Genomic DNA, 23717 nt, shown 5'->3' on the forward strand with positions numbered 1-23717 from the left:
ATGCAGACATCGGCACCATGGCATCAACGGGAATCAGGCAGCCAACTGCTGCAGATGCCGATTCACCGCCTCCAGCACGATGGCATCCACGCCCTCTCCCTGCGTCTTGTCGATATGTTCCAGGAAAGCCTTGCGCATGCGCGGTTCCCAGAAGCGCTTGAGATGGGTGGCGAGGTCGGCCATGGCCTGGTCGCGGTCCGGCATGGTGGAAAAGAAACTGCCAATCTGGTTGGCCATCTTGACCAGGTGTTCGGTATTCATGAGTCTCCTCCTGCAATATTGTTCAATCGGTTCACGCGGGCATGCGGCCCGGCGCGGATGGTTCACCGCAGACGATGCGGGCGCGCATACACCACGTGGCCCTGCTTGCGCACAAAGCCCAGCAGCGTGACATCGGTTTCCTCGGCCAGGCGGATGGCCAGGGCGGTCGGGGCCGAGACGGCGGCAATGAAGCCGATGCCGACCGTGGCCGCCTTCTGCACCATCTCGTAGCTGGCGCGGCTGGTGATGATGGCCGCACCTTGCGAGAAATCGGTCTTCTCTTCGGCCAGTGCGCCGATCAGCTTGTCCAGCGCATTGTGGCGACCGACATCCTCCCGTACCAGCACGATACGACCCGCTGCATCCATCCACGCCGCCGCATGGGTGGCGCCGGTGGCTTGCTGCAGTTGCTGGCCGGCCTGCATCTGCTCGAAGGCGGCATGCACCTGCGCCACCGTAAAGCCGGCGCCACCCTGTACGGCCTGCGGATGGCGTACCGCCTGCTCCAGCGTCTCGGCGCCGCACAGGCCGCAACCAGTGCGGCCGGTCAGATTGCGACGCTTTTCCTTCAACGCCACGAAGCGCTCCGTGGCGATGCGCATCTGTACCTGCACGCCTTCACAACCGGGGACGATGTCGCATTCGTACAATTCGCCCGGGCTGGCAAGGATGCCTTCGGTGAGCGAAAAACCCAATGCGAAATCTTCCAGGTCAGCGGGCGTGGCCATCATCACCGCGTGCGAAATGCCGTTGTACTCCAGCGCGATGGGGACCTCTTCGGCCACCACGTCTTCCACCGTCTCGCGCTGCCCATCCCGCCAGCGATCCACCTGGACGCGGGCAAAGGTGGTGTACTCGCCGGTGGTGTCATCGACGTTCGGAATCGGGGTCTGGCTGCGTGTGTTCATGCTGTCCTGCACTGTGTGGATCGGGCTGGTCGTCTGCGGAAATCATGGCAGGACCGGCACGCCGTCATCGCACCCATGGGGCGCGATGACGTTGCGCTATCTACTTCGTCACCAGCGGCTCCGCAGCCTTCTCGCCTTTGAGCAAATCCAGCTGCTCGCGGTTGAAGCGCTGGTAGTGCTGCTGCCACTCCGACGGCTGCGATACCGGCAAGACCTGCACCGCCGTCACCTTGTACTCGGGGCAGTTGGTGGCCCAGTCAGAGTTGTCGGTGGTGATCACGTTGGCGCCGGACTCCGGGAAGTGGAACGTGGTGTAGACCACACCCGGCTGCACGTTCTCCGTCACCGTGGCGCGCAACACCGTCTGGCCGGCCCGCGACTCCACGCCGACCCAGTCGCCCTCGCGGATGCCGCGATCCTCGGCATCGTGCGGATGGATTTCCAGCCGGTCTTCGCTATGCCATTGCGAGTTCTCGGTGCGGCGCGTCTGCGCGCCCACGTTGTACTGCGACAGGATACGGCCGGTGGTCAGGATCAGCGGATAACGCTGCGTCACCTTCTCGTCGGTGGCGAAGTATTGCGTGTTGATGAACTTGCCCTTGCCACGGATGAAGCTGCCGACGTGCATGATGGGCGTGCCTTCCGGTGCCGCTTCGTTGCAGGGCCACTGGATGCTGCCCAGCTTTTCCAGCTTGTCGTAGCTCACGCCATGGAAGCTGGGGGTCAGGGCGGCGATCTCGTCCATGATTTCAGAGGGGTGATTGTACGGCATCGGGTAACCCAGCGCTTCGGCCAGGGCCACCGTGACTTCCCAGTCGGACTTGCCGGCCTTGGCCGGCATCACCTTGCGCACGCGCGAGATGCGGCGTTCGGCGTTGGTGAAGGTGCCGTCCTTTTCCAGGAAGGACGAACCAGGCAGGAACACGTGCGCGTACTTGGCCGTTTCGTTCAGGAACAGGTCCTGCACCACGATGCATTCCATCGCCTGCAGGGCCGCGGCCACGTGCTGGGTGTTGGGGTCGGACTGGACGATGTCCTCGCCTTCGCAGTACAGGCCCTTGAAGCTGCCATCCAGCGCCGCATCGAACATATTGGGAATGCGCAGGCCCGGTTCCGGGTTCAGCGTCACGCCCCAGGCCTGTTCGAACTGGCTGCGCACGGTGGAGTCCGAGATATGCCGATAGCCCGGCAGCTCATGCGGGAAGGAGCCCATGTCGCAGGAACCCTGGACATTGTTCTGGCCACGCAGCGGGTTCACGCCCACGCCTTCGCGGCCGACGTTGCCGGTACACATGGCCAGGTTGGCGATGCCCATGACCGTGGTCGAACCCTGTGCATGCTCGGTCACGCCCAGGCCGTAGTAGATCGCCGCATTGCCGCCGGTGGCGTACAGCCGGGCCGCGCCACGCAGGGTCTCGGCCGGCACGCCGGTGATGGCGGCCATGGCTTCGGGGGAATTGTCCTCGCGCAGCACGAACTCCTTCCAGTCCTTGTAAGACTGGAGGTCGCAGCGTTCCTGGATGTAGGTCTCGTCCTGCAGGCCCTCGGACAGGATCACGTGGGCCAGCGCGGTGATGATGGCGGTGTTGGTGCCGGGCCGCAGCTTCAAGTGGTAGTCGGCCTGCACGTGCGGCGACTTGACCATCTCGGTGGTACGCGGGTCGATCACGATCAGCTTGGCGCCCTGGCGCACGCGACGCTTGATCTGCGAGGCAAACACCGGGTGGCCGGAGGCCGGGTTGGCGCCCATGATGAGGATGACATCGGACTTCATCACCGATTCGAAGGTCTGGGTGCCGGCCGATTCGCCCAGGGTCTGCTTAAGGCCATAGCCGGTGGGCGAGTGGCACACGCGGGCGCAGGTGTCGACGTTGTTGTTGCCGAAGGCGGCGCGCACCAGCTTCTGGACCAGGTAGGTTTCTTCGTTGGTGCAGCGCGAGGAAGTGATGCCGCCGATGGAATCCTTGCCATGCTTGGCCTGGATGCGGCGGAATTCGCTGGCCGCATAGGACAGCGCCTCTTCCCACGAGACTTCGCGCCAGGGATCGTTGATGCTCTTGCGGATCATGGGGTTGAGAATGCGGTCCTTGTGGGTCGCATAGCCCCAGGCGAAGCGGCCCTTGACGCAGGAGTGGCCCTGGTTGGCCTTGCCGTCCTTGTACGGCACCATGCGCACCACTTCATTGCCCTTCATCTCGGCCTTGAAGGAGCAGCCCACGCCGCAGTAGGCGCAGGTGGTGACAGCGCTGTGCTCGGCCTGGCCCAGCATGATGACGGTCTTCTCGGTCAGGGTCGCGGTCGGGCAGGCTTCCACGCAGGCGCCGCAGGAGACGCATTCGGATTCCATGAAGCTTTCCATCTGCCCGGCCGAGACGCGCGATTCGAAGCCGCGACCGTTGATGGTCAGGGCAAAGGTACCCTGGGTTTCTTCGCAGGCCCGTACGCAGCGGTTGCAGACGATGCACTTGGAGGCGTCATAGGTGAAGTAGGGATTGGATTCATCCTTCTTCAGCTTGAGATGGTTCTCCCCCTCGTAGCCGTAGCGCACTTCGCGCAGGCCGACCACGCCGGCCATGTCCTGCAGTTCGCAGTTGCCGTTGGTGGGACAGGTCAGACAATCGAGCGGGTGGTCGGAGATATAGAGCTCCATCACGCCACGGCGGATCTCGGCCAGCTTGGGGGTCTGGGTCTGTACCTTCATGCCTGGTTCGCAGGGCGTGGTGCAGGAGGCCGGATAGCCCTTCATCTTGCGGCCATCCTTTTCGATTTCCACCAGGCACAGGCGGCAGGAACCGAAGGGTTCCAGGCTGTCGGTAGCGCACAGCTTGGGTACGTTGATGCCGGCCTCCACCGAAGCGCGCATCACCGAGGTGCCGGCCGGGACCGTCACGGCCACGCCGTCGATCTCCAGCGTGACCATGTTTTCCGAGACACGCGCCGGCGTGCCGTAATCCGTTTCATTGAGCTGGTTCATGTTGCAACTCCTCTGCATTCGGTGATGGGATCAGGCTGCCTGTTCGCTGGGCGCGCCGAAGTCTTCCGGGAAATGGTTCAGCGCCGACAGCACCGGGAACGGCGTCATGCCGCCCATGGCGCACAGCGAGCCATTGACCATGGTGTCGCACAGGCTCTTCAACAGATGGATCTGTTGGGGCCGCTCATCGTTGGCGATGATCTTGTCGATCACCTCCACGCCCCGGGTCGAGCCGATGCGGCAAGGCGTGCACTTGCCGCAGGACTCCACGGCACAGAACTGCATGGCGTAACGGGCCTGGCGGGCCATGTCCACCGTATCGTCGAAGGCCACCAGGCCGCCGTGACCGATCATGGCGCCGATGGCGGCGAAGGCTTCATAGTCGAGCGGGGTATCGAACTGCGACTGCGGCATGTAGGCGCCCAGCGGGCCGCCCATCTGCACCGCGCGGATAGCACGACCGCTGGCGCTGCCGCCCCCGAAGTCTTCCAGCAACTGGCGCAGGGTGAGACCGAACGCCTTTTCCACCAGTCCGCCCTGGCGGATGTTGCCGGCCAACTGGAATGGCAAGGTGCCATGCGAACGACCCACGCCAAAGTTCTTGTAGAAGTCGGCGCCACGCGCCAGGATCACCGGCACCGAGGCCAGCGAAATCAGGTTGTTGATCACCGTCGGCTTGCCGAACAGGCCTTCGATGGCCGGCAGCGGCGGCTTGGCGCGCACCACGCCACGCTTGCCTTCCAGGCTTTCGAGCATGGCGGTCTCTTCGCCGCAGATGTAGGCACCCGCTCCCTTGCGCACTTCCAGGTGGAAGGACTTGCCCGAGCCCAGGATGTTCTCGCCCAGATAACCACGCGCCGTGGCGATGGCGATGGCCTCGTTCATCGTGGCAATCGAATGCGGATATTCGGAGCGCACATAGACATAGCCCTCGGTCGCGCCCACGGCCAGGGCGGCGATGGTCATGCCCTCGATCAGGGTGAAGGGGTCGTCTTCCATGATCATGCGATCCGAGAAGGTGCCGGAATCGCCCTCGTCGGCATTGCAGACCACATACTTCTGCGCGGCAGGTGCGCGCAGCACGGTCTGCCACTTGATGCCGGTGGGGAAAGCCGCACCACCCCGGCCGCGCAGGCCGGAGGCGATCATTTCCTCGACGATGGCTTCGGGGGTCTTGGCCAGGGCATTCTTCAGGCCGACATAACCTTCATGGGCCAGGTAGTCGTCCAGCGAGAGCGGATCGATGATGCCGACGCGGGCGAAGGTCAGGCGTTCCTGGTTCTTCAGGAAGGGGATGTCCTCGGTCAGGCCCAGATGCAGCGCATGAGTGCCGCCCGCCAGCAGGCCGGCATCGAACAGGCCAGCCACATCCTCCGGCGCGACCGGTCCATAGGCCACGCGACCGGCGGCGGTGGCGACCTCTACCAGCGGCTCCAGCCAGAACATGCCGCGCGAGCCATTGCGCACCAGCTTGATGGACTGACCGCGCCTGTCGGCCTCGGCGGCGATGGCGGCGGCCACCTCATTGGCGCCCAGGGCCAGCGCGGTGGAGTCGCGGGGAACGTAGATGGTGACGATATCGTTGGCGCTCATCATGCCTCCCGCTTGGCCTGGATCAGGCGCTTGAACTTGTCGGCATCGACGCGGGCGTGCAGCTCGTCATTGATGGTCAGGTTGGGGCCGATGGCGCACTGGCCCAGGCAATACACCGGTTCCAGGGTGAACTTGCCGTCGGCGCTGGTCTCATGGAAGCCGCAGCCCAGCACGTTCTGCGCATGTTCGGCCAGGGCCTCGCTGCCGCGTGCCTGGCAGGCCTCGGCACGGCAGACCTGCACCACGTGCTGGCCGGCCGGCTCCTGGCGGAAGAAGTGATAGAAGGAGATCACCCCGTGTACCTCGGCGCGCGAGACATTGAGCTCGCCGGCGATCATCGGCACCGCATCGGCAGGGATGTACCCCACCTTTTCCTGGATGCCGTGCAGGATGGGGAGCATGGCACCGGCCATGTCCTTGCGATCGGCGATGATGCTGCGCACCGCCGCCACGTCGAAAACTTGTTGCCGCTTCATTGTTGCCTCCTGTGTTGCCTTGATGCGGACCTCGTCCTTCTCCCGGAGGATCTTCTATGGACCGCGCAAATGACGAATGAAAGGGGTGGGACCGCGCCTACGGAGGGGCGGCCTGCTGGAAACAGATCAGGCGAAGGGAAGCGGCATGCAGCAGCGCAGCGCAGGCCCGGGCATGGGCGCGCACCGTCGTGCTTGGTGGAACAGCTGGTCTCCGTTGTTGCATGTTCGCCCTGCCTTCGGGGTTGGTGTGAACACTGAGGATGCGGGCCTGCCCTCTACCGGGTGGACGGACTGCGCTCCTGATTTTTTGATAGTCGCTGACACAAGCTGCCGCTGCTCACGTTGCAGGGCAGCTTGTGTCAGCGGCTTTCGCCGCTGGGGTCTCTCGTGCAGGCCGGGTGGAGCCGGCCTGCAGTCGAGGTTGAAACAGGGACTACGCGATCAGCGGAACAGCACGGCCGACTTCTGCAACACCAGGGTGATACCCCAGACCAGCGGAATGCCGACGGCCGCCCAGGCCAGACCGATCACCACCGGGTTGCCGCCGGAACCGATCTGCGACATGTCGCCGGAACCAGCGGTGGCAGCCGCATCGGCAGCCGACTTTTCGTGGGCCAGCTGCTTTTCGCGGGCCAGTTCTTCCGGCGTCATGAAGTGCTTGGCAGCGACCGGGCGGATCAGCAGGTTGCAGATCAGACCCAGCACCAGCATGCCGGCCAGGATGTACATGGTGGTGTTGTAGACCTGGCTCTTGGGCATGCCCAGGGAGAGCTGGTATTCACGCATGTAGTTCACCACCACCGGGCCCAGGATGCCGGCGGTCGCCCACGCGGTCAGCAGGCGGCCGTGGATGGCGCCCACCATCTGGGTGCCGAACAGGTCGGCCAGGTAAGCCGGCACGGTCGCGAAACCGCCGCCGTACATCGACAGGATGATGCAGACCGCACCCACGAACAGCGGGATGTTGCCGGCCTTGGCCGACCACGGCAGGCTCACGTACAGCACGAAGCCCAGCACGAAGAAGATGGCGTAGGTCATCTTGCGGCCGAAGAAGTCCGAGCACGAAGCCCAGGCGAAACGACCACCGATGTTGAACAGCGAGATCAGACCGGTGAAGCCGGCGGCCAGCGCCGCGATGGCGGTCTTCTGGTCGACCGACAGGTCATTGAAGCCGATGTCCACGCCCAGCAGCTTGCCGCCGAACACTTCCTGCAGCATCGGCGAGGCGATGCCGATGACGCCGATACCGGCCGACACGTTCAGGCAGAGCACCAGCCACACCAGCCAGAACTGGGGAATGCCCCAGACCTTGGAGACGTGCACGTGGTTCTGGGTGATCATCGTAGCCGAGGACTTGGCCACCGGCGGGGTCCAGCCGGCCGGCTTCCAGCCCGAAGGCGGCACGCGGTAGCCGAAGGCGCCAGCCATCATGAAGACGAAGTAGATCACGGCCATGACCACGAAGGTTTCCCACACGCCCACGGAAGTGGGGGTGGCGAACTTCTTCATCAGCGCATCGGCCAGCGGGGTGCCGACCAGCGCACCACCACCGAAGCCCATGATGGCCATGCCGGTGGCCATGCCGCGACGGTCAGGGAACCACTTGATCAGCGTGGACACGGGCGAGATATAGCCCAGGCCCAGACCAACGCCGCCGATCACGCCCGAGCCCAGCCACATCAGCCAGATCTGGTGCGTCTTCACGCCCAGGGCCGAGATCAGCAGGCCGCCGCACCAGCAAAGCGCAGCAACCACGCCGGCCTTGCGGGGACCGGCGTGTTCCAGCCAGCCACCCCACAGCGCGGCGGAGATGCCCAGCAGGACGAAGAACATGGTGTACATCCAGCCCAGCATGGAGATCTTCCAGTCACAGGAGGACGAGAAGACCTGGGCGAAGAAGCCGACATCGGCGCCGCAGGCGATGGGCGCGGTCACGCCCAGGGCCTTGGACAGCGGCAGCCAGAACACGGAAAAACCGTAGGCCATGCCGATGCAAAGGTGGATTGCGAGTGCTGCTGGCGGTACCAGCCAGCGATTGAAGCCAGGCTTGGCGACTGTATGTTCCTTGTTCAGGAAATCGAAAGCCATTATTCCTCCGAATATTTTTGAGTGTGTGTGGTGGGTAAATCGAAGGAAGGACTGCATCGCAAAGCCGGTAGGGCCGGATCGTGAAACCGACCCATCTTTGCGGCGCTAACCTTCTCTTTTAATTTATTTATATATGTACAACGCCGCATATATTTTTTATCATTTATGCGGAGTGACGCGAAATTATCACCGATAAACTGCCGTTTCAATATGCTTTATTTTGCCTAAATGTTCAAAGTCCACATCAAACCGCACTGGGAAATCGCCTATGACAATGAGGTGGCTCTGGACACGGCCAACCTGCTGCAACTGCTCACGGCGATCCAGCAAAGCGGCTCCATTGCGCGTGCCGCGCAATTGACGCGCTATTCCTACCGGCACGCCTGGGGACTATTGCGCGATGCGGAAAGGATGTTTGGCAACGCACTGATAGAAAGCGGCCGTGGCCGTGGCACCACACTCACCGATTTCGCCAGCAAGCTGTTATGGGCTGACCGCCTGGTGACGGCGCGCCTGTCGCCGACCCTGGACAGCCTGGCCTCGGAGCTGGAAGTGGAACTGGGCAAGACGGTCGAAGGCCAGTCCGAGAAGGTGCGGCTCAATGCCAGCCACGGCTTTGCGGTCGCAGCGCTGCTGGGCAAGATCAACGAGGCTCGCCTGCCGGTGGAGGTGCGCTACCGCCACAGCACCGATGCCGTGGCCGCGCTGTCGCGCCAGGAGTGCGACCTGGCCGGCTTCCACGTCCCGCTGGGCGAATTCGAAAAACCGGCCATCGCCACCTATGCCAAGTGGCTCAACAAGCGCAGCGATTGCCTGATCCACCTGGCCATCCGTAACCAGGGCCTGTTCGTCGAACCGGACAACCCCAAGGGCCTGCGCGGACTGCCCGACCTCATTCGCAGCGACCTGCGCTTCGTCAACCGCGAAGCCGGCTCCGGCACGCGCATGCTGCTGGAGCTGATGCTGGCCGGCGCCGGCATCGCCCACAAGAAGATCAACGGCTTCGAAAATACCGAGTTCACCCACTCGGCGGTGGCCGCCTTCATCGCCAGCGGCATGGCCGATGTCGGCTTCGGCGTGCAGACGGCGGCCCACCGCTTCGGCCTGGGCTTCATCCCGCTGGTGCGCGAACGCTACTTCTTCGCCCTGCCCGCGGCCTCGCTGCAAGACCCGCTGATCCGCGCCGTGATCGACATCCTGCAATCGGATGGTTTCCGCAAGGTGGTCAACAACCTGGCCGGCTACGACGCCACCGACATGGGCAAGATACAGACCATCAAGGAAGCCTTCGGCTGAGCGCGCTCCGCAGACGCTTGTAGCCCTGCAGCGATCAGGCTACACTCCCGCCCCTGGCCCGTTGCCGTCCTGGCGGCGGGCCATTCTCTTTTGGCCCGATCGCGTCATGAATTCCGCTGCTCTCACCTCTTCACCTGCCCTGCTGGCGCTGGCCACCATGGATCAACGTCTGCTGCGCCTGCTCGACGCCATCCTCGATGAAGTCCACCTGGCACGTGCCGCCGCCCGCGTGGGCTGGCCCTTGCCGGCTGCCGCCAATGCGCTGGAACGCTGCCGTCAGTTGCTGCGCGATCCCCTGCTGGAAGATGGCGGCCAGCAGATGCGCCTGAGCAGCCTTGCGCAAAGCCTGCGCGAGCCGCTGCGCCAGGCGCTGGGCGGCGATGGCGCCGCGTCCCCGGCGCACGAGCAGGACCTGGCCACGCTGGCGCGCCGGGTGCGCATCCTCATGCCCGACTATCCCGCCCAGGTGGTGGCCCAGCCGCTGTATCAGGAACTGAGCGCCAGCGCGCCCCTGCTGGATCTGGAATTCCAGACCTGGCAAGGCGACGCCGATGCCGCCGCCCGCCTGGAGCGCGGGGAGACCGACCTGGTCCTGGGCGCGGCCACGCCGACCAACACCCTGCGCGGCCGCGAAGTGCTGCAGGAACGCTGCGTGGTGGTGATGCGGCGCGACCACCCGGCGGCGCAACAGCTGACCATGGCGCGCTGGCTGGAGTATCCCCATCTGCAGATCGCCTGCCATGACACGCTCAATCGCCGCATCGACGAACAGCTCGCCACCCAGGGCCTGCGCCGCCGCATCGGCATGGTGATCCCCAACTTCCTGATGGCACCGGCCCTGCTGCAGGGCTCAGAGTTGATCGCGGTGATGCCCATGTATTGCGTGCCGGCTGCCACCGCTGCCCATCCGGTGGTGCTGGCCTGCCTGCGCCCGCCCCTGCCACTGGAGGCGCCGCCGCTGCGCCTGCTGCATCATCGCCGCCACGCCGACGACCGCGCCGTGGCCCACGTGGCGCAAGGCCTGGAGCGCATCGTGCGGCAACGCTTTGATGTGCGCTGAACATCAGGCAGTCAGCCCGAGGCCTGCCGGCCGGGTCGCCGGACCACCGGACCACGGGAACGCGCACCTTCACACCGTCATCGCCGGCGCCGTGACATCCAGGTGCTTTTGCAGGAAGCGCACGCACTCGCGCACCTTGGCTGAATTCTTCAGCTGCACGGGATAGACCGCGCACAGATCGGCCTCCTGGAAATACTGCGGCAACACCCGCACCAGCCGCCCGCGCTTGAGGCTATCGGCCACGTCCCAGATCGACCGCAGGATGATGCCGTGCCCATCCACCGCCCACTGGTGGATGATCTCGCCATGGTTAGATGCCAGTCCCCCCGAGACCTTGACCGTCTCCTGCCCCTTGGGCCCCATCATGCGCCAGATGCCGAAGGACTGGTTGCGCTCGCGGATCACCAGGCACTGGTGCTGGCGCAGCGCCGCCAGGTCGGCCGGCGCGCCCTGCTTCTTCAGATAGGCCGGACTGGCGCACAGCACCCGCTGGCTGGGCAGGATGCGCTTGGAAAACAGATGCGGCTCATGCCCCGCTCCCACGCGGATATCCAGATCGATGCCTTCATTGACCAGGTCGATCTGCCGGTCCACCAGCTCCAGCTGGATCTTCAGTTCCGGGTGCTCGCTGGCAAAGCGCGACAGCAGGGGCGAGACCACCTTGCGCCCCAGCCCGAAGCTGGTACTGATCTTGAGCAGCCCGCGTGGCACCCGTTTGGCGCTGCTGACGGTTTCCATCATCTGCTCGACGTCATCGAGAATCTTGCGCGCCCATTCATGGACATTGCCGCCATCCTCGGTCATGACCACGCTGCGCGTGGTGCGATGGAACAAGCGCACGCCCAGCGCCTGCTCCAGCAGCGCAATGCGCTTGCTGATATAGGCCGGCGAAGCGCCGACCTCGCGCGCCGATTCGGCGAAGTTGCTGTGGCGCGCCACCACGCAGAACAGGCGCAGGTCTTCCAGCAGGGGAGAATTGTTCACGATCTGTAGCCATTGAAATCCACGATCCGTGGATTATAGTCGGGTCACGAGCCACCCGAACAAGCGCCACAGGCGGGGTGACCCAGCCGATACGACTCGCCTCGCGCGGCGCGCCAAACCACCCGCAGACGCCCGAATTGTGGCAGTCTTGCGCTATCGCAACGAATTCTTGGAGTCACCGGCATGAGCATCATCGAGGAGCAGGAGGTCCCGCCCGACCTTCCCCACATCCAGCGTATCGAAGTCAACCAGCTGCAATGCCTGCGCGTGCAGACCGCGCGCGCCGAAGTACTGATCGCCGAACAGGGCGCCCAGGTCCTGCGTTACCAGGTCCACGGCCAGGAACCGATCATCTGGATGAGCGAGGAAGCCGCCTTCGAAGCCGGCAACTCGGTACGCGGCGGCATCCCCGTCTGCTGGCCCTGGTTCGGCGACCTGATGCGCAATCCACCGCAGGTGCAGTCCCTGCATGCCGGTGGCCGCCTGCCGGCGCACGGACTGGTACGCGGCATCCCCTGGCTGCTGATGGAAAACGCCATCGAAGGCGACACCGTGCGCCTGGTGATGGCCATCCCTCCTACCACCGATTCTCCGGCCCTGCGCCATCTGCCGCCGGGCCTGGAACTGCGCCTGGAAATCCTCCTCGACGACCGCCTGCACCTCAAGCTCACCACCCGCAACGGCAGCGAGCAGCACATCGCCCTCACCCAGGCACTGCACAGCTACTTCGCCGTCAGCAGCATCCACGACGTCACCGTGGAAGGCCTGGAAGGCCAGCGCTACATCGAAACCCTGGAAGGCTGGGCCGAGCGCGAACAGAAGCGCCCGTTGGTAGTCAGCAGCGAAACCGACCGCATCTACCTGGACCTGCCAGCGCATCTGGCGATCCGCGACGAAGGCTGGAACCGCCGCATCCACATCGAAGCCAGCGGCTCGACCTCGGCCGTGGTGTGGAACCCCTGGGTCAGCAAGGCGCGCCGCCTGTCGCAGTTCGCCGACGACGCCTGGCAGCGCATGCTCTGCATCGAGACCGCCAATGTGATGGACGACCTAGTGGAACTCGAACCGGGTGCCGAGCACAGCATGGGCGTCAGCCTGTGGGGCGAAGCACTGGGCGGCTGAACCGCTCCCAAGGCATCACCAAGGCACTGCCGCAGTCCGGGCAGTGCCTTTTTCATGGGCTGAGGTTTTGCGCATCATTCACGGATCGTGTTTTATAAAATCACCAGATCGTGGATGATCCCCCGCCCGAAGCGATCTATGATGGACACCGTTTACACCGCCCAGAACAGACCACAGGAGCACAGCAGATGAGCAAGACCCACAGGATCGCCGTCATCGCCGGTGACGGCATCGGCCAGGAAGTGATGCCCGAAGGCCTGCGCGCCGTCGAGGCCGCCAGCAAGAAATTCGGCATCGACATCGAGTTCACCCATTTCGACTGGGCGCACTGCAACTACTACGCCCAGCACGGCCAGATGATGCCGGACGACTGGTTCGAGCAACTGAAGGGCTTCGAAGCCATCTTCTTCGGCGCCGTCGGCTGGCCCGCCACGGTGCCGGACCACGTCTCGCTGTGGGGTTCGCTGCTCAAGTTCCGCCGCGACTTCGACCTCTACGTCAACCTGCGCCCGGTGCGCCTGATGCCCGGCGTGCCCTGCCCCCTGGCCAACCGCAAGCCCGGCGACATCGATTTCTACGTGGTCCGCGAGAACACTGAAGGCGAATACTCCTCCATCGGCGGCCGCATGTATGAAGGCACCGACCGCGAAACCGTAATCCAGGAATCGGTCTTCAGCCGCAAGGGCACCGACCGCATCCTCAAGTTCGCCTTCGACCTGGCGCAAAGCCGTCCCAAGAAGCACCTGACCTCGGCCACCAAGTCCAACGGCATCGCCATCACCATGCCCTACTGGGATGAGCGCGTCGAAGCCATGGGCGCCAAGTACCCCGACGTACGTCGCGACAAGTACCACATCGACATCCTGACCGCGCACTTCGTGCTGAACCCGGACCGCTTCGACGTGGTGGTGGCCTCCAACCTGTTCGGCGACATCCTCTCCGACCTTGGCCCGGCCTGCGCCGGCACCATCGGCATCGCGCCCTCGGCCAACATCAACCCGACCCGTGAACTGCCCTCGTTGTTCGAACCGGTGCACGGCTCGGCCCCGGACATCTTCGGCAAGAACATCGCCAACCCGGTCGCCATGATCTGGTCCGGCGCCATGATGCTGGACTTCCTGGGCAACGGCGAAGGCAAGTATCGCCAGGCCCACGACGCCATGCTGGCGGCCATCGAGGAAGTGCTGGTCAACGGACCGACCACCCCCGACCTGGGCGGCAAGAGCAACACCACCGAAGTCGGCAAGGCGGTGGCTGCGGCAATCTGAGCGCCCCTGACTGCCCTTCACTGAATGAAGATGGCTCGCCGCGTGCGGGCCATTTTCCTATGGCGGCCCCATGATGATTTGCAAAGGGCATGTTAGGATTGCCGCTCTTTCAATTTTCGTGATCGAAGAGTTGGACATGGCTGCAAGCCTGCGCATGACGGGACACCGCGTACTGGCCGAACTGCTCTTCTGGAGCATCCCGCTGATACTTCTGCTGGAAGACGATGTCGCCATGCTGGCCATGATGCTGACCTGACGCGAAGCCCTGCGATATGGATAGACCGTCCCCTCACCTCCTGCGCGCTCCCCGCCCCACCCTGCTGCTGGCGGCGCCGCTGGCCTTGCTCCTGGCCGCGACCTGCCTGCCCGCGCGCGCCGAATGGTCGCCCCTGGGCGAAAACACCATCGGCAGCTTCTTCATCGACAAGAGCAGCATCGTCGTTACCCGCAGCGTGCGCCAGGCGCAGATCCTGCTGAACTGGAGCCGTCCGCAACTGTTGATGGGCCAGGGCAGCAAGACCTATTACCTGTCGGAGGTCTCGACCGCCTATTTCGACTGCACCAGCCGCCAGCTCGGCTTTGGCAGCCGCAAGATGTACGCGCAGGCTGACGGCAAAGGGCAGATGCTGCTGGCGCCGCAACTGGCCTACTCGGACGTGAAGCTGCAGGACCCCATCCCGGGCTCCACCGGCGAGCGCGCCATCGAAGCGGTGTGCGGTAAATAATTTCCCGGCAAGCATGAAAGGGCTTGCCCCGGAAAACGAAATCGGCAATAATCACCGGCTCGCGTCGCCGGGATGGCGGAATAGGTAGACGCACGGGACTCAAAATCCCGCGCCGCAAGGCGTGCCGGTTCGATTCCGGCTCCCGGCACCAATCAGTATTCAATGAAGTTCAAAGATGTTCTAAAGCCCGCGTGTCTGCTGACACAGCGGGCTTTTTCATGTCCGCGCTTGACTGCCGATGTAGAGTATTAGCAGGGAAGATTGTGTCCCCTTATGGATTCTTGATGTTCACTTGATCCTTAGCGTGTCACGCATCAATAACCTCAGGAGAGAGCAATTGGACTGTTGCTAACGTGTGTTTGCGCCGATGTGCTCCAAAGCCCGAGAATATAAGCAAAAGTTGTTCATCATCAATACCAATCTCTCTCCACAATGCCATCTGGTACAACAGAGAAAGTGCTTGGCTCTTCTCGACGATCTCTTGTAAGTAGTTAGCACTTACTTTACGTGTTTTCTGGCCGCCAAAGTGCGCGAGATCATTTCGAATAGCCGCACATTCTTGCGCAAACTTTTCTATACGCCCCTGCTCAAGCCCAAGTGGGAGACTGGTCAAAATTTCGACAAGGCGGTCACTGAGTCTCGGCTCGGCAGAATGACGTAACGTCCTTTCTAACCAGATTTTGTCCTTCGTCAGCTTCACGTCTCCCAAGATGCGATCGATTTTTGCTCGTAAGCGATTATTTAATTTCACAACTCCTGACTTAGTCCGGTGAAACGATTCAAGCCCTTGAATCAGAGCCATAAATTTTCCCTCGGCGTAGAAAGAAATATCACGATTTGTTGAAATATAGGCGTGAAAACCTGATCCAAATTCTTCTCGCTTGGTACGCCAGCTTGAAAAAATTTTCCCGAACTTATCCTCTAATTGCGGGAAGCTAGTAGGCATATCAAAAAATCGCGGAGATGTCGCACTGCTCGCAATACGGCGAAAGTAAAACGTAAATGCACTCTTAGTACGAGAAATTTGCACCACTGGCCAACTGAGCGAATAGTGAGTCTCCGTCAGTAGAATCATCAGGTCTTGCAAAACCGCAAATTCTCTTCGTACCGCTTCCGGACTAAAGGCCCTTCTTGGCTTCAAAGAGAGGATATTCACTTCCTTTACCGTCAACTGAGATAAATACACACCGCGTCCCTCAGGAACCTCAGTGTGGTGAGAGATCATCAGCCTCCCGGCATCCGTATCAAATACGATGTCTTTTACGTTTCTGCTTTTGAGCGACAAGCTACGCTTGGTATGCTCGACTTGCAGTCCTCCCAGTTGCAGCCACTCCTCAAAGCCTGAAAGATCAATTTCGAACCTTGAGAAATGCAAAGGAGTTGTTTTCGTCGGGAAGCTATTTTTCCCGAACAGGCACATGGTAGCCATATACCGTTCGTACGAAAAACGATTTGAATTGAACGCCCCACCGTTAGGTATTGCATCTATCAGCAGGACCCGGTGGCCGGTTATTTTCGTCACACCTTGAATAGCTCGTGGCAGATGCTTTTTTGCCCCAGAAAAAATTCTTCCAAAACTATCCTTTTCTCCGGGAAGAATACCGTCCAACTCCAAATACGATGTTCCTTCCATGTCTATTCGGAGCCGTCCTGTCATGTGATGCGCGGGAGCAAAATCCCCTGACAAGACCGGTTCGTCCTGCCACCAAAAATGTCCCTGCTCATCGAAGATGTCTTTTATCTCTGCCATTACGACCTCTATTTATATATGAAAGCAGAACCTGCCTACAGCACTTGATCGCGACAGCATAGCTTAGCCAAATACCCGACCGAGAGCTGTTGATCGCCATCCAGCGATCAAAACGAGCCGTCAAGAAAAACCACTACACCAAGCAATGAAACTCATCCTCCCCATCCTCTTTACGCTCAGCCTCCTTGGCTGCAGCAAGCCCGAAGGCCGGTGGCGGGCGACTCAGGACGTCAGCGTCTTCAAAGCCGCCGACGAGGCCGACGAGGTGGCCTTCATCCTGCGCAAAGGCGAACCATGCGCCCTCGGACGGGAACAGGTGGTCAAGGCATTCATGTACCGGGAGGTCAACTGCGCGCAAGGTCGGGGATGGATTCTCTACGAGGCCGGCTACCCTTTCGCTCAGGAATCCCGCTGATCCGTTCGCCACTGAACACCCGTTCAGACAAACCCGTTTCCTTGCACCCATCCCCGGAAACCGGTGAAAAATCCCCCGAATCAACGCTCCCGCACCGCCCGCCAGCAAACCGATCTTTTTTCTGCCAAGAGCAGTTTCATTTTTTTTGCAGAGCCTATATAATCGCCCCCTCTTCGGAATTCGACAGCCCTGCCAGGCAGGAAAACCTGCCTCCGGACCAGACAAGAACACCCCAAAAAGGCCCTCCCCAGCGAGGGCCTTTTTTATGGGCAGCGATTTTGCAAACAATTTACGCAACCTCGCGAGAAGCCCCGTCGTTGCAGGAAACTTATCCACGATTTATGTGCATAAATTTGTGGATAACCCATTTCCCCGATGCGCAAGCGGCGTCCCCGCCTGCCCTCCCAATAAACCGCACAAAAAATAGGCAGTCCGGCAAGGGTCAGCCTTCCCGCGCTGCCGATCTCTTGCCCTTGGTCATGATCGCATCGCGCAACGCCTGGGCCAGCGTTGCGGCGGCCGGGTTGAGTACCCGTCCCTTCAGGCTGATCAAACCCATGGCGCGGCTCAGGACCGGGCTGGTCACCGGGCGCGCCACAATGCCCTTGTAGGGGGCATTGCGCAGTGCCAGCTCCGGCAGCAGTGCTACGCCCAGGCCGGCGGCGACCAGGCTGATGGCGCCGGCCACGTGATTGGTCTCGTACTGGATCACCGGGCGCTGCGGTACGCGGGCGAAGGCATTGTCGATCAGGCTGCGGTTACCGCTGCTGGACGAGACCGAGACCAGCTTTTCCCCGGCCAGCGATTTCCAGTTCAGGGTGACATGCGCGGCCAAAGGATGATGGGCCGGCATGACCGCCAGGTAGCGCTCGCGGGTCAGTTCCTCGAAATCGATCTCGGCTTCCTGTGCACCGATGAAGTTCACGCCGAAGTCCGCCTCGCCCTTGCGCACGCTTTCCAGTACGTCGGCCGCGCTCTCGTCGATGATGCGCACCCGCACATTGGGATGGCTGCGCGCATAGGGCTTCAATATCAGCGGCAGCAGGTTGTTGGCCACCGAAGGCACGCAGGCCACCGTCACATGCTGGCGGCGCTGCGCCATGCCCTGCTCCACGCTCTTGACGGCCAGTTCCAGTTCTTCCATCACCGCCTGGGCATGCACCAGGAACAGCTCGCCGGCCGGGGTCAGGGAAACGCGCCGGGTGGTGCGGTCGAACAGGCGCTCCTGCAGCGCCTGTTCCAGGTTCTCGATGCGCCGGCTCAGCGCCGGCTGGGTGATGAACAGGCCCTCGGCCGCCGCCCGGAAGCTGGATTGGCGCGCCACGGCGATGAAAGCCTGCAATTCGGAGGTCTCGATATTGATGCGCATTTTTTATCAATCCCAAGATTAAATGCAATTAACTTTTCAAAGGATACTCCGCAAACTGCCGGGTCTCATCCCCTAGTTCAAACTAAAAACGCCAATCCGGAGATCCCATGAAAAACATCCTCACCCATTCCGTCCTCCAGCGCAGCGTGCTGGCCCTGGTCATCGGTGCCGCCAGCAGCCTGGCCGCCGCAGCCGATATCCACGTGGTCAGCTCGGGCGGTTTTGCCGCCGCCTACAAGGCACTGGCCCCGGACTTCGAAAAGAAGACCGGCCACAAGCTCATCTCCGGCTGGGGCCCGTCCATGGGCGAAACCCCGCAGGCCATCCCCAACCGTCTCAAGCGCGGTGAACCTATCGACGTGGTGATCATGGTCGGTGACTCTCTGGACAAGCTGGTGGCCGAGGGCAAGGTGTCGCGCTCCGAGCACAAGCTGCTGGCGCTCTCGCGCATCGGTCTGGCGGTCAAGGCCGGCGCACCCCGGCCTGATATCTCCACGCTGGACGCCTTCAAGCGCACGCTGCTGACGGCGCATTCGGTGGTCTATTCGGATAGCGCCAGCGGCGTGTTCCTTTCCACCAAGCTGTTCAAGCGCCTGGGCATCGACCAGCAGATGGCCTACAAGGGCCGCATGATCCCGGCCGAGCCGGTGGGTGAAGTGGTGGCGCGTGGCGAGGCAGAAGTCGGCCTGCAGCAGATCTCCGAGCTCAAGCCGATCAAGGGCATCGACATCATCGGCCCCATCCCCGAAAGCGCGCAGCAGCTCACGCCCTTCTCCGTAGGCGTCGTGGTCGGCACCAGGGAGCCGCAGGCCGCCAGGGAACTACTGCAGTACCTGGCCTCGCCGGAAGCCGAGGCGGCCATCAAGGCCTCCGGCCTGGATCCGGCGCCGCGCTGATCGACGGCTGATCCAGCGCCTGAATCAAGAGAGAAGAGAGAGACCGACATGACCACAAGCACAACAAGCACAAAAAGCATCCAACACTCCAAGCTGTCCACCGTCCTGCGGGTGACCAGCGGCAATTTCCTGGAGATGTTCGACTTCTTCCTGTATGGCTTCTATGCCAGCTACATTTCGAAGACCTTCTTCCCGTCGGACAACGAGTTCGTCTCGCTGATCCTGACCTTCGGCACCTTCGGTGCGGGCTTCCTGATGCGTCCCCTGGGCGCCATCATCCTGGGTAGCTACATCGACCGCGTCGGCCGCCGCCAGGGCCTGATCGTGACGCTGGCCATCATGGCCATCGGCACACTGCTGATCGCCTTCGTGCCGGGCTACGCCACCATCGGCGTGGCCGCGCCCATCCTGGTGCTGACCGGACGGCTGCTGCAAGGTTTCTCGGCGGGGGTGGAACTGGGTGGCGTGTCGGTCTATCTGGCAGAAATGGCCACGCCCGGCAACAAGGGCTTTTACGTCAGCTGGCAGTCCGCCAGCCAGCAGGCGGCCATCATGGCGTCGGCCCTGATCGGCTATCTGGTCAGCCAGTCGCTGGCACCGGCGCAGATCAGCGACTGGGGCTGGCGCATTCCCTTCTTCATCGGCTGCCTGATCGTACCGGCCATCTTCATCATCCGCCGTTCGCTGCAGGAGACCGAGGAATTCCTGGCCCGCAAGCACCATCCGCGTTTTGGCGAAATCATGGCCTCCATCGCACAGAACTGGAAGATCGTGGTGGCCGGCATGATGATGGTGGTGATGACGACCGTGTCCTTCTATCTCATCACGGTCTACACCCCCACCTTCGGCAAGAACGTGCTCAAGCTGTCGGCCTCGGATAGCCTCATCGTCACCTTCTGCGTGGGCCTGTCCAACTTCTGCTGGCTGCCCATCATGGGCGCGCTGTCGGACCGCGTGGGGCGCCGCCCGGTGCTGGTGGCTTTCACGGTGCTGACCCTGCTGACCGCCTACCCGATCATGTCGTGGCTGGTCTCGGACATCAGCTTCAAGAACCTGCTCATCACCGAACTGTGGCTGTCCTTCCTCTACGCCAGCTATAACGGCGCAGCCGTGGTGGCGCTCACCGAGGTGATGCCCGCGCATGTGCGCACGGTCGGTTTCTCGCTGGCCTACAGCCTGGCTACTGCCATCTTCGGCGGCTTCACGCCACTGGTCTCGACCTGGCTGATCGAGACCTCGGGCGACAAGGCAGCACCGGGTTACTGGATGAGCTTTGCCGCCATCTGCGGGCTGATCGCCACACTGGTGTTGTATCGCGGCAAGGCGGCGACCGCCTCCTCATCGTCCACCTCGGCGGCCTGAAGCATCGTCCGCTCCGGTCGCACGTCCTGCAGCCGGAACACACCCACCAGCTCCCGCAGCCGCTGCGACTGGTCCTGCAAGGACTGGGCCGCGGCGGCAGCCTGTTCCACCAGCGCTGCGTTCTGCTGGGTGGTTTCATCCATGTGGGTGATGGCGTGATTGACCTGCTCGATACCGGCACGCTGTTCCTGCGTGGCCATGCTGATCTCACCGACGATGTGCGACACCCGTCGCACGCTGTCCACCACCTCGCCCATGGTCGCGCCGGCCTGTACCACCAGGCGTCCACCGGCATCCACCTGCGCTACCGAATCATCGATCAGCGCCTTGATCTCCTTGGCCGCCGTGGCCGAGCGCTGGGCCAGCGAGCGCACTTCCGATGCCACCACTGCAAAGCCCCTGCCCTGCTCGCCGGCGCGGGCCGCTTCCACCGCCGCATTGAGCGCCAGGATATTGGTCTGGAATGCGATGCCGTCAATCACGCCGATGATGTCGACGATGCGGCGCGAGGCCTCGCTGATGCCCTGCATGGTGCTCACCACCTGCTGTACCACTTCCCCGCTGCGCGCCGCCACGCCGGAGGCATCCGAGGCTAGCTGGTTGGCCTGCTGCGCGTTCTCGGCATTCTGGCGCACGGTGGAAGTCAGTTCCTCCATCGCCGCCGCCGTTTCTTCCAGTGAGCCGGCCTGCTGCTCGGTGCGCGCCGAGAGGTCCAGGTTGCCACCGGCGATCTCGGCCGAGGCAGTGGCGATGGTCTCGGCCCCGCCGCGCACATCGGCCACGATGCGGGTGAGACTGCCATTCATCTGGCGCAAGGCCTCCAGCAACTGGCCGATCTCGTCCCGCGCGCCGGCCCGGATCTCGCTGCACAGGTTGCCATCGGCCACCTGCTGTGCCACCTCCACTGCGTGGCGCACTGGGCGCGTGATGGAACGCGTGGTCCACCAGGCAAAGCCGCCACCCAGTAATACCGCCAGCGCAGCGATGGCCAGCATGATCAGGGTCTTGCCGTGGTACTGGTCGGCGGCTTCCTGGCCGCTGCGTTCCATCATCATGGTGCCCACCGAAATATAGCTTTTGAGACGGGCGATGTACTTGTCCTGGTCCTGGCGCAGGCTGGTCATCAACAGCTCGGTGGCGTCCATGGTGGCGCCGGTGGAGGCCAGTTGCAGGAAACGCTGCTGGCCCTGGCGGTAGCTGGCGCGCAAGGCCAGTATCTCGGCGAAGGACTTGCGGCCCTGTTCGCTGGACAGGCGTGCCTGCAGTTTGCCGAGGTCTTCGCCGATGGCGGCTTCACCCTTGTCGATGCGGGCGATTTCCTCGATCAGTTTCTGGTGGTCGTCCAGCAGCAGCAGGTTGCGCATGGCGCTGGCATTCTCGCTGATGCGCAAGAGCACGTCATTGGCCAGCAAGACCTGCGGGTAGCGGTCTTCGACGATCTGGCGCGTGCCCTGGTGCAGCGTGGACAGGCTGGCGATGGCCAGTCCCGTGATCCCGGCCAGCAGCGCCAGTACCAGTCCGAAGCCCAGTCCAAGACGGGCGCCCAGTTTGAGATTTGCAATCATGAGGCTTTCTCCGCAACGCAAGAATGCCGGGGGGGACGATGCCATGATGCCCACCGGCAATGAATTCGGTTTGGATAAAAAAATGGCGGAGAAAGAGGACTTCCTCCGCCCAAGGCACTACTAGGGTCTGCTCACCTTCAATCTGCGAGATGCGTTGGCCCCAGAAGCCGTGATGGCAAGGCGCGCGTCAGGGCTGGTGGTGGTTCCACCAGCCCTGACGTGCAACGCCGCCAGCGCGGCTTCTGGGGCCAACCCTTCGGGAGAGGCCGCCAAGCGTCGCCTGCCGTTGTTGCAGCTCCTTGCCGTAGCACCACTACGGCGCGTCGCTGCGCCTAGGCAGTCAACGCTTGGCGACCTCTCGCACTCGCAGCTTGAAGGTGAGCAGACCCTAAGCAACTCCCCGCTCCAGGGGAGCTGCACGCAAGACAAGACTATTCACAGAAGGTAATGCCAGCCATCCAAAGATGGCCTTAGAACGAGTGGTGCATGCCGATGGTGGTGACCAGTTGGCCCTGGCCGCCGGAGACGCCGGTGGAACCGCTGGCACCGGTACCGTTCATGACGGCAAAGCGCGCATCGCCGCCGGCACGCTGGTAGGCGGCCTGCACGTACCACTGGGTACGCTTGGAGAACTCATGCACGTGCGACAGGCTGAAGGTGTTCCAGCGCGCGCCTTCCAGCTTGGACAGGCCATAACCGAAGTTGATGGTGTCCAGCGTGGCATAGCGCCAGGCCGCGCCCAGATCCAGGTTCTTCTGCTTGGGTGTGGCGCCGCTGGGCATGGCCAGCTTGACCTGGGTGTAGGCGGTGTTCAGGCGCACGCTGCCGATGGTGTAACCCAGGCCGCCGGCGGTGGTGGTCAGGCTGTTGAAGACCGTCGCTGCATTACCCAGGCCGACGCTGCTGAGGAAGGTGCCGGCGTAACCAGCGGCACGGTTGTTCAGCTTGGAATACGCCAGGGCCGCGCGGAACGGGCCATTGGTGTAGGTCGCACCGGCGCTGACGTTGCGACCAGCGCTGCTGTCGCCGGCCACTTCGCCGAAGCCGTACATCAGGCTGCCCTGGAAGCCGCCTGCGGTGGGCGAGGTATAGCGCACTGCATTGTCGAACTGGTAGGTGTTGGCCAGGCTGTCCAGGTTACCCGGGTGGAACAGGTACCAGTTGGTCAGCTGGAAGCCGTTGGACAGCTTGCCCACGTAGTCGAACACCACGTCCGGCATGTGGCCCAGGGTCACCGCACCGAAGTCGCCGGACAGGCCGATGGTGCTGTAGCGGTTGAACAGCTTGGAGGAATTGGGCGTACCGCCGGTGTCGGTGTAGAAGCCGGCTTCCAGCTGGAAGATCGCCTTCAGATTGCCGCCCAGGTCCTCGATGCCACGAAAGCCGATACGATCCGGCTGCATCGTGCCCTGATCCAGGCGCGACACCGATCCGCCATTGAGGTTGTTGATATAGGCTACGCCAGCATCGAGGCTGCCGTAGATGGTGACGCTGCTCTGCGCAAAGGCGCCCGCCGACAGGCAGGATGCCGCTGCGGCAATCATTAACTTCTTCATCAAACTCCCCTTCAACGAATAAAGTCCAAACACGCGGCCAGGCCGCATT

General features: G+C 62.7%; 19 protein-coding genes and 1 tRNA gene. 9 read left to right on the plus strand and 11 right to left on the minus strand.

Annotated features, from left to right (window positions below; translation table 11 throughout):
* Nucleotides 1-33 precede the first annotated feature (33 nt).
* The 6 genes from HWE04_RS06555 to HWE04_RS06580 all read right to left on the minus strand — a co-directional run bounded on the left by HWE04_RS06555 (nucleotide 34) and on the right by HWE04_RS06580 (nucleotide 8300).
* Nucleotides 34-261 carry a formate dehydrogenase subunit delta gene (locus HWE04_RS06555; protein WP_102661379.1) on the minus strand — a complete coding sequence of 76 codons (228 nt, stop codon included), beginning with the start codon at nucleotides 259-261 and terminating at the stop codon, nucleotides 34-36.
* 62 nt (nucleotides 262-323) lie between these two features.
* Entirely contained in the window at nucleotides 324-1169 is an 846-nt protein-coding gene (gene fdhD, locus HWE04_RS06560; RefSeq protein ID WP_241811907.1) for a formate dehydrogenase accessory sulfurtransferase FdhD, read from the minus strand.
* A gap of 100 nt (nucleotides 1170-1269) precedes the next feature.
* Nucleotides 1270-4143, minus strand: coding sequence for a formate dehydrogenase subunit alpha (gene fdhF, locus HWE04_RS06565; protein WP_241811908.1), 2874 nt, complete (start codon nucleotides 4141-4143; stop codon nucleotides 1270-1272).
* A gap of 30 nt (nucleotides 4144-4173) precedes the next feature.
* Nucleotides 4174-5736 carry a formate dehydrogenase beta subunit gene (locus HWE04_RS06570; RefSeq protein WP_241812069.1) on the minus strand — a complete coding sequence of 521 codons (1563 nt, stop codon included), beginning with the start codon at nucleotides 5734-5736 and terminating at the stop codon, nucleotides 4174-4176.
* Nucleotides 5736-6212: a formate dehydrogenase subunit gamma gene (locus tag HWE04_RS06575; RefSeq protein ID WP_077237880.1), complete on the minus strand. Its 477-nt coding sequence runs from the start codon at nucleotides 6210-6212 to the stop codon at nucleotides 5736-5738. Before HWE04_RS06575 ends, HWE04_RS06570 begins: the two co-directional genes overlap by 1 nt.
* Before the next feature lie 441 nt (nucleotides 6213-6653).
* Nucleotides 6654-8300 (minus strand): OFA family MFS transporter, encoded by a 1647-nt coding sequence (locus HWE04_RS06580; protein WP_241811909.1) that lies wholly within the window; start codon nucleotides 8298-8300, stop codon nucleotides 6654-6656.
* A 228-nt stretch (nucleotides 8301-8528) separates the two neighbouring features.
* On the opposite strand from HWE04_RS06580, the gene HWE04_RS06585 reads away from it, so the two are divergent.
* Both HWE04_RS06585 and HWE04_RS06590 read left to right on the plus strand, forming a co-directional pair.
* Nucleotides 8529-9596 carry a helix-turn-helix transcriptional regulator gene (locus tag HWE04_RS06585; RefSeq protein ID WP_102661374.1) on the plus strand — a complete coding sequence of 356 codons (1068 nt, stop codon included), beginning with the start codon at nucleotides 8529-8531 and terminating at the stop codon, nucleotides 9594-9596.
* Nucleotides 9597-9702: 106 nt separating this feature from the next.
* Entirely contained in the window at nucleotides 9703-10656 is a 954-nt protein-coding gene (locus tag HWE04_RS06590) for a LysR family transcriptional regulator (protein WP_077237878.1), read from the plus strand.
* Nucleotides 10657-10725: 69 nt separating this feature from the next.
* Here HWE04_RS06590 and HWE04_RS06595 read toward each other — a convergent pair whose 3' ends face one another.
* Nucleotides 10726-11640: a LysR family transcriptional regulator gene (locus HWE04_RS06595; protein ID WP_077237877.1), complete on the minus strand. Its 915-nt coding sequence runs from the start codon at nucleotides 11638-11640 to the stop codon at nucleotides 10726-10728.
* A gap of 183 nt (nucleotides 11641-11823) precedes the next feature.
* Here HWE04_RS06595 and HWE04_RS06600 point away from each other — a divergent pair, with 183 nt between their 5' ends.
* The 4 genes from HWE04_RS06600 to HWE04_RS06615 all read left to right on the plus strand — a co-directional run bounded on the left by HWE04_RS06600 (nucleotide 11824) and on the right by HWE04_RS06615 (nucleotide 14906).
* On the plus strand, nucleotides 11824-12762 hold the full coding sequence (locus HWE04_RS06600; RefSeq protein WP_241811910.1) for a D-hexose-6-phosphate mutarotase: 939 nt from the start codon (nucleotides 11824-11826) through the stop codon (nucleotides 12760-12762).
* Between the two features lie 188 nt (nucleotides 12763-12950).
* On the plus strand, nucleotides 12951-14030 hold the full coding sequence (locus HWE04_RS06605) for a tartrate dehydrogenase (protein WP_077237875.1): 1080 nt from the start codon (nucleotides 12951-12953) through the stop codon (nucleotides 14028-14030).
* 272 nt (nucleotides 14031-14302) lie between these two features.
* A complete protein-coding gene (locus HWE04_RS06610) occupies nucleotides 14303-14755 on the plus strand; it encodes a surface-adhesin E family protein (protein WP_241811911.1) in 453 nt (150 codons plus the stop codon).
* Between the two features lie 66 nt (nucleotides 14756-14821).
* Nucleotides 14822-14906, plus strand: a tRNA-Leu gene (locus HWE04_RS06615).
* Nucleotides 14907-15062: 156 nt separating this feature from the next.
* Here HWE04_RS06615 and HWE04_RS06620 read toward each other — a convergent pair.
* Complete coding sequence (locus tag HWE04_RS06620) at nucleotides 15063-16505, minus strand: ApeA N-terminal domain 1-containing protein (protein ID WP_241811912.1); 1443 nt, start codon at nucleotides 16503-16505, stop codon at nucleotides 15063-15065.
* A gap of 145 nt (nucleotides 16506-16650) precedes the next feature.
* On the opposite strand from HWE04_RS06620, the gene HWE04_RS06625 reads away from it, so the two are divergent.
* Nucleotides 16651-16920 (plus strand): hypothetical protein, encoded by a 270-nt coding sequence (locus tag HWE04_RS06625; protein WP_241811913.1) that lies wholly within the window; start codon nucleotides 16651-16653, stop codon nucleotides 16918-16920.
* Nucleotides 16921-17362: 442 nt separating this feature from the next.
* On the opposite strand, the gene HWE04_RS06630 is transcribed toward HWE04_RS06625, so the two are convergent.
* Nucleotides 17363-18289: a LysR family transcriptional regulator gene (locus tag HWE04_RS06630; protein ID WP_241811914.1), complete on the minus strand. Its 927-nt coding sequence runs from the start codon at nucleotides 18287-18289 to the stop codon at nucleotides 17363-17365.
* 107 nt (nucleotides 18290-18396) lie between these two features.
* On the opposite strand from HWE04_RS06630, the gene HWE04_RS06635 reads away from it, so the two are divergent.
* Both HWE04_RS06635 and tcuC read left to right on the plus strand, forming a co-directional pair.
* Complete coding sequence (locus HWE04_RS06635; protein WP_241811915.1) at nucleotides 18397-19185, plus strand: substrate-binding domain-containing protein; 789 nt, start codon at nucleotides 18397-18399, stop codon at nucleotides 19183-19185.
* A 48-nt stretch (nucleotides 19186-19233) separates the two neighbouring features.
* Complete coding sequence (gene tcuC, locus HWE04_RS06640) at nucleotides 19234-20547, plus strand: MFS transporter (RefSeq protein ID WP_234295927.1); 1314 nt, start codon at nucleotides 19234-19236, stop codon at nucleotides 20545-20547.
* On the opposite strand, the gene HWE04_RS06645 is transcribed toward tcuC, so the two are convergent.
* Nucleotides 20445-22112 (minus strand): methyl-accepting chemotaxis protein, encoded by a 1668-nt coding sequence (locus HWE04_RS06645; protein ID WP_241811916.1) that lies wholly within the window; start codon nucleotides 22110-22112, stop codon nucleotides 20445-20447. The two genes, tcuC and HWE04_RS06645, sit on opposite strands and share 103 nt — an antisense overlap.
* A gap of 470 nt (nucleotides 22113-22582) precedes the next feature.
* The gene (locus tag HWE04_RS06650; RefSeq protein ID WP_326491481.1) at nucleotides 22583-23656 is read right to left on the minus strand and encodes a porin; all 1074 of its coding nucleotides are present in this window, start codon (nucleotides 23654-23656) and stop codon (nucleotides 22583-22585) included.
* Nucleotides 23657-23717 lie beyond the last annotated feature (61 nt).

It is taken from the genome of Herbaspirillum sp. C7C2 (genome assembly GCF_022627865.1).
GTDB lineage: Bacteria > Pseudomonadota > Gammaproteobacteria > Burkholderiales > Burkholderiaceae_D > Herbaspirillum > Herbaspirillum frisingense.

Excerpts from the sequence above, each read along its gene's own strand:
- HWE04_RS06555 (WP_102661379.1), bottom strand. The coding sequence starts at position 261 with ATGAATACCGAACACCTGGTCAAGATGGCCAACCAGATTGGCAGTTTC.
- fdhD (WP_241811907.1), bottom strand. The coding sequence starts at position 1,169 with ATGAACACACGCAGCCAGACCCCGATTCCGAACGTCGATGACACCACC.
- fdhF (WP_241811908.1), bottom strand. The coding sequence starts at position 4,143 with ATGAACCAGCTCAATGAAACGGATTACGGCACGCCGGCGCGTGTCTCG.
- HWE04_RS06570 (WP_241812069.1), bottom strand. The coding sequence starts at position 5,736 with ATGAGCGCCAACGATATCGTCACCATCTACGTTCCCCGCGACTCCACC.
- HWE04_RS06575 (WP_077237880.1), bottom strand. The coding sequence starts at position 6,212 with ATGAAGCGGCAACAAGTTTTCGACGTGGCGGCGGTGCGCAGCATCATC.
- HWE04_RS06580 (WP_241811909.1), bottom strand. The coding sequence starts at position 8,300 with ATGGCTTTCGATTTCCTGAACAAGGAACATACAGTCGCCAAGCCTGGC.
- HWE04_RS06585 (WP_102661374.1), top strand. The coding sequence starts at position 8,529 with ATGTTCAAAGTCCACATCAAACCGCACTGGGAAATCGCCTATGACAAT.
- HWE04_RS06590 (WP_077237878.1), top strand. The coding sequence starts at position 9,703 with ATGAATTCCGCTGCTCTCACCTCTTCACCTGCCCTGCTGGCGCTGGCC.
- HWE04_RS06600 (WP_241811910.1), top strand. The coding sequence starts at position 11,824 with ATGAGCATCATCGAGGAGCAGGAGGTCCCGCCCGACCTTCCCCACATC.
- HWE04_RS06605 (WP_077237875.1), top strand. The coding sequence starts at position 12,951 with ATGAGCAAGACCCACAGGATCGCCGTCATCGCCGGTGACGGCATCGGC.
- HWE04_RS06610 (WP_241811911.1), top strand. The coding sequence starts at position 14,303 with ATGGATAGACCGTCCCCTCACCTCCTGCGCGCTCCCCGCCCCACCCTG.
- HWE04_RS06620 (WP_241811912.1), bottom strand. The coding sequence starts at position 16,505 with ATGGCAGAGATAAAAGACATCTTCGATGAGCAGGGACATTTTTGGTGG.
- HWE04_RS06625 (WP_241811913.1), top strand. The coding sequence starts at position 16,651 with ATGAAACTCATCCTCCCCATCCTCTTTACGCTCAGCCTCCTTGGCTGC.
- HWE04_RS06630 (WP_241811914.1), bottom strand. The coding sequence starts at position 18,289 with ATGCGCATCAATATCGAGACCTCCGAATTGCAGGCTTTCATCGCCGTG.
- HWE04_RS06635 (WP_241811915.1), top strand. The coding sequence starts at position 18,397 with ATGAAAAACATCCTCACCCATTCCGTCCTCCAGCGCAGCGTGCTGGCC.
- tcuC (WP_234295927.1), top strand. The coding sequence starts at position 19,234 with ATGACCACAAGCACAACAAGCACAAAAAGCATCCAACACTCCAAGCTG.
- HWE04_RS06645 (WP_241811916.1), bottom strand. The coding sequence starts at position 22,112 with ATGATTGCAAATCTCAAACTGGGCGCCCGTCTTGGACTGGGCTTCGGA.
- HWE04_RS06650 (WP_326491481.1), bottom strand. The coding sequence starts at position 23,656 with ATGATTGCCGCAGCGGCATCCTGCCTGTCGGCGGGCGCCTTTGCGCAG.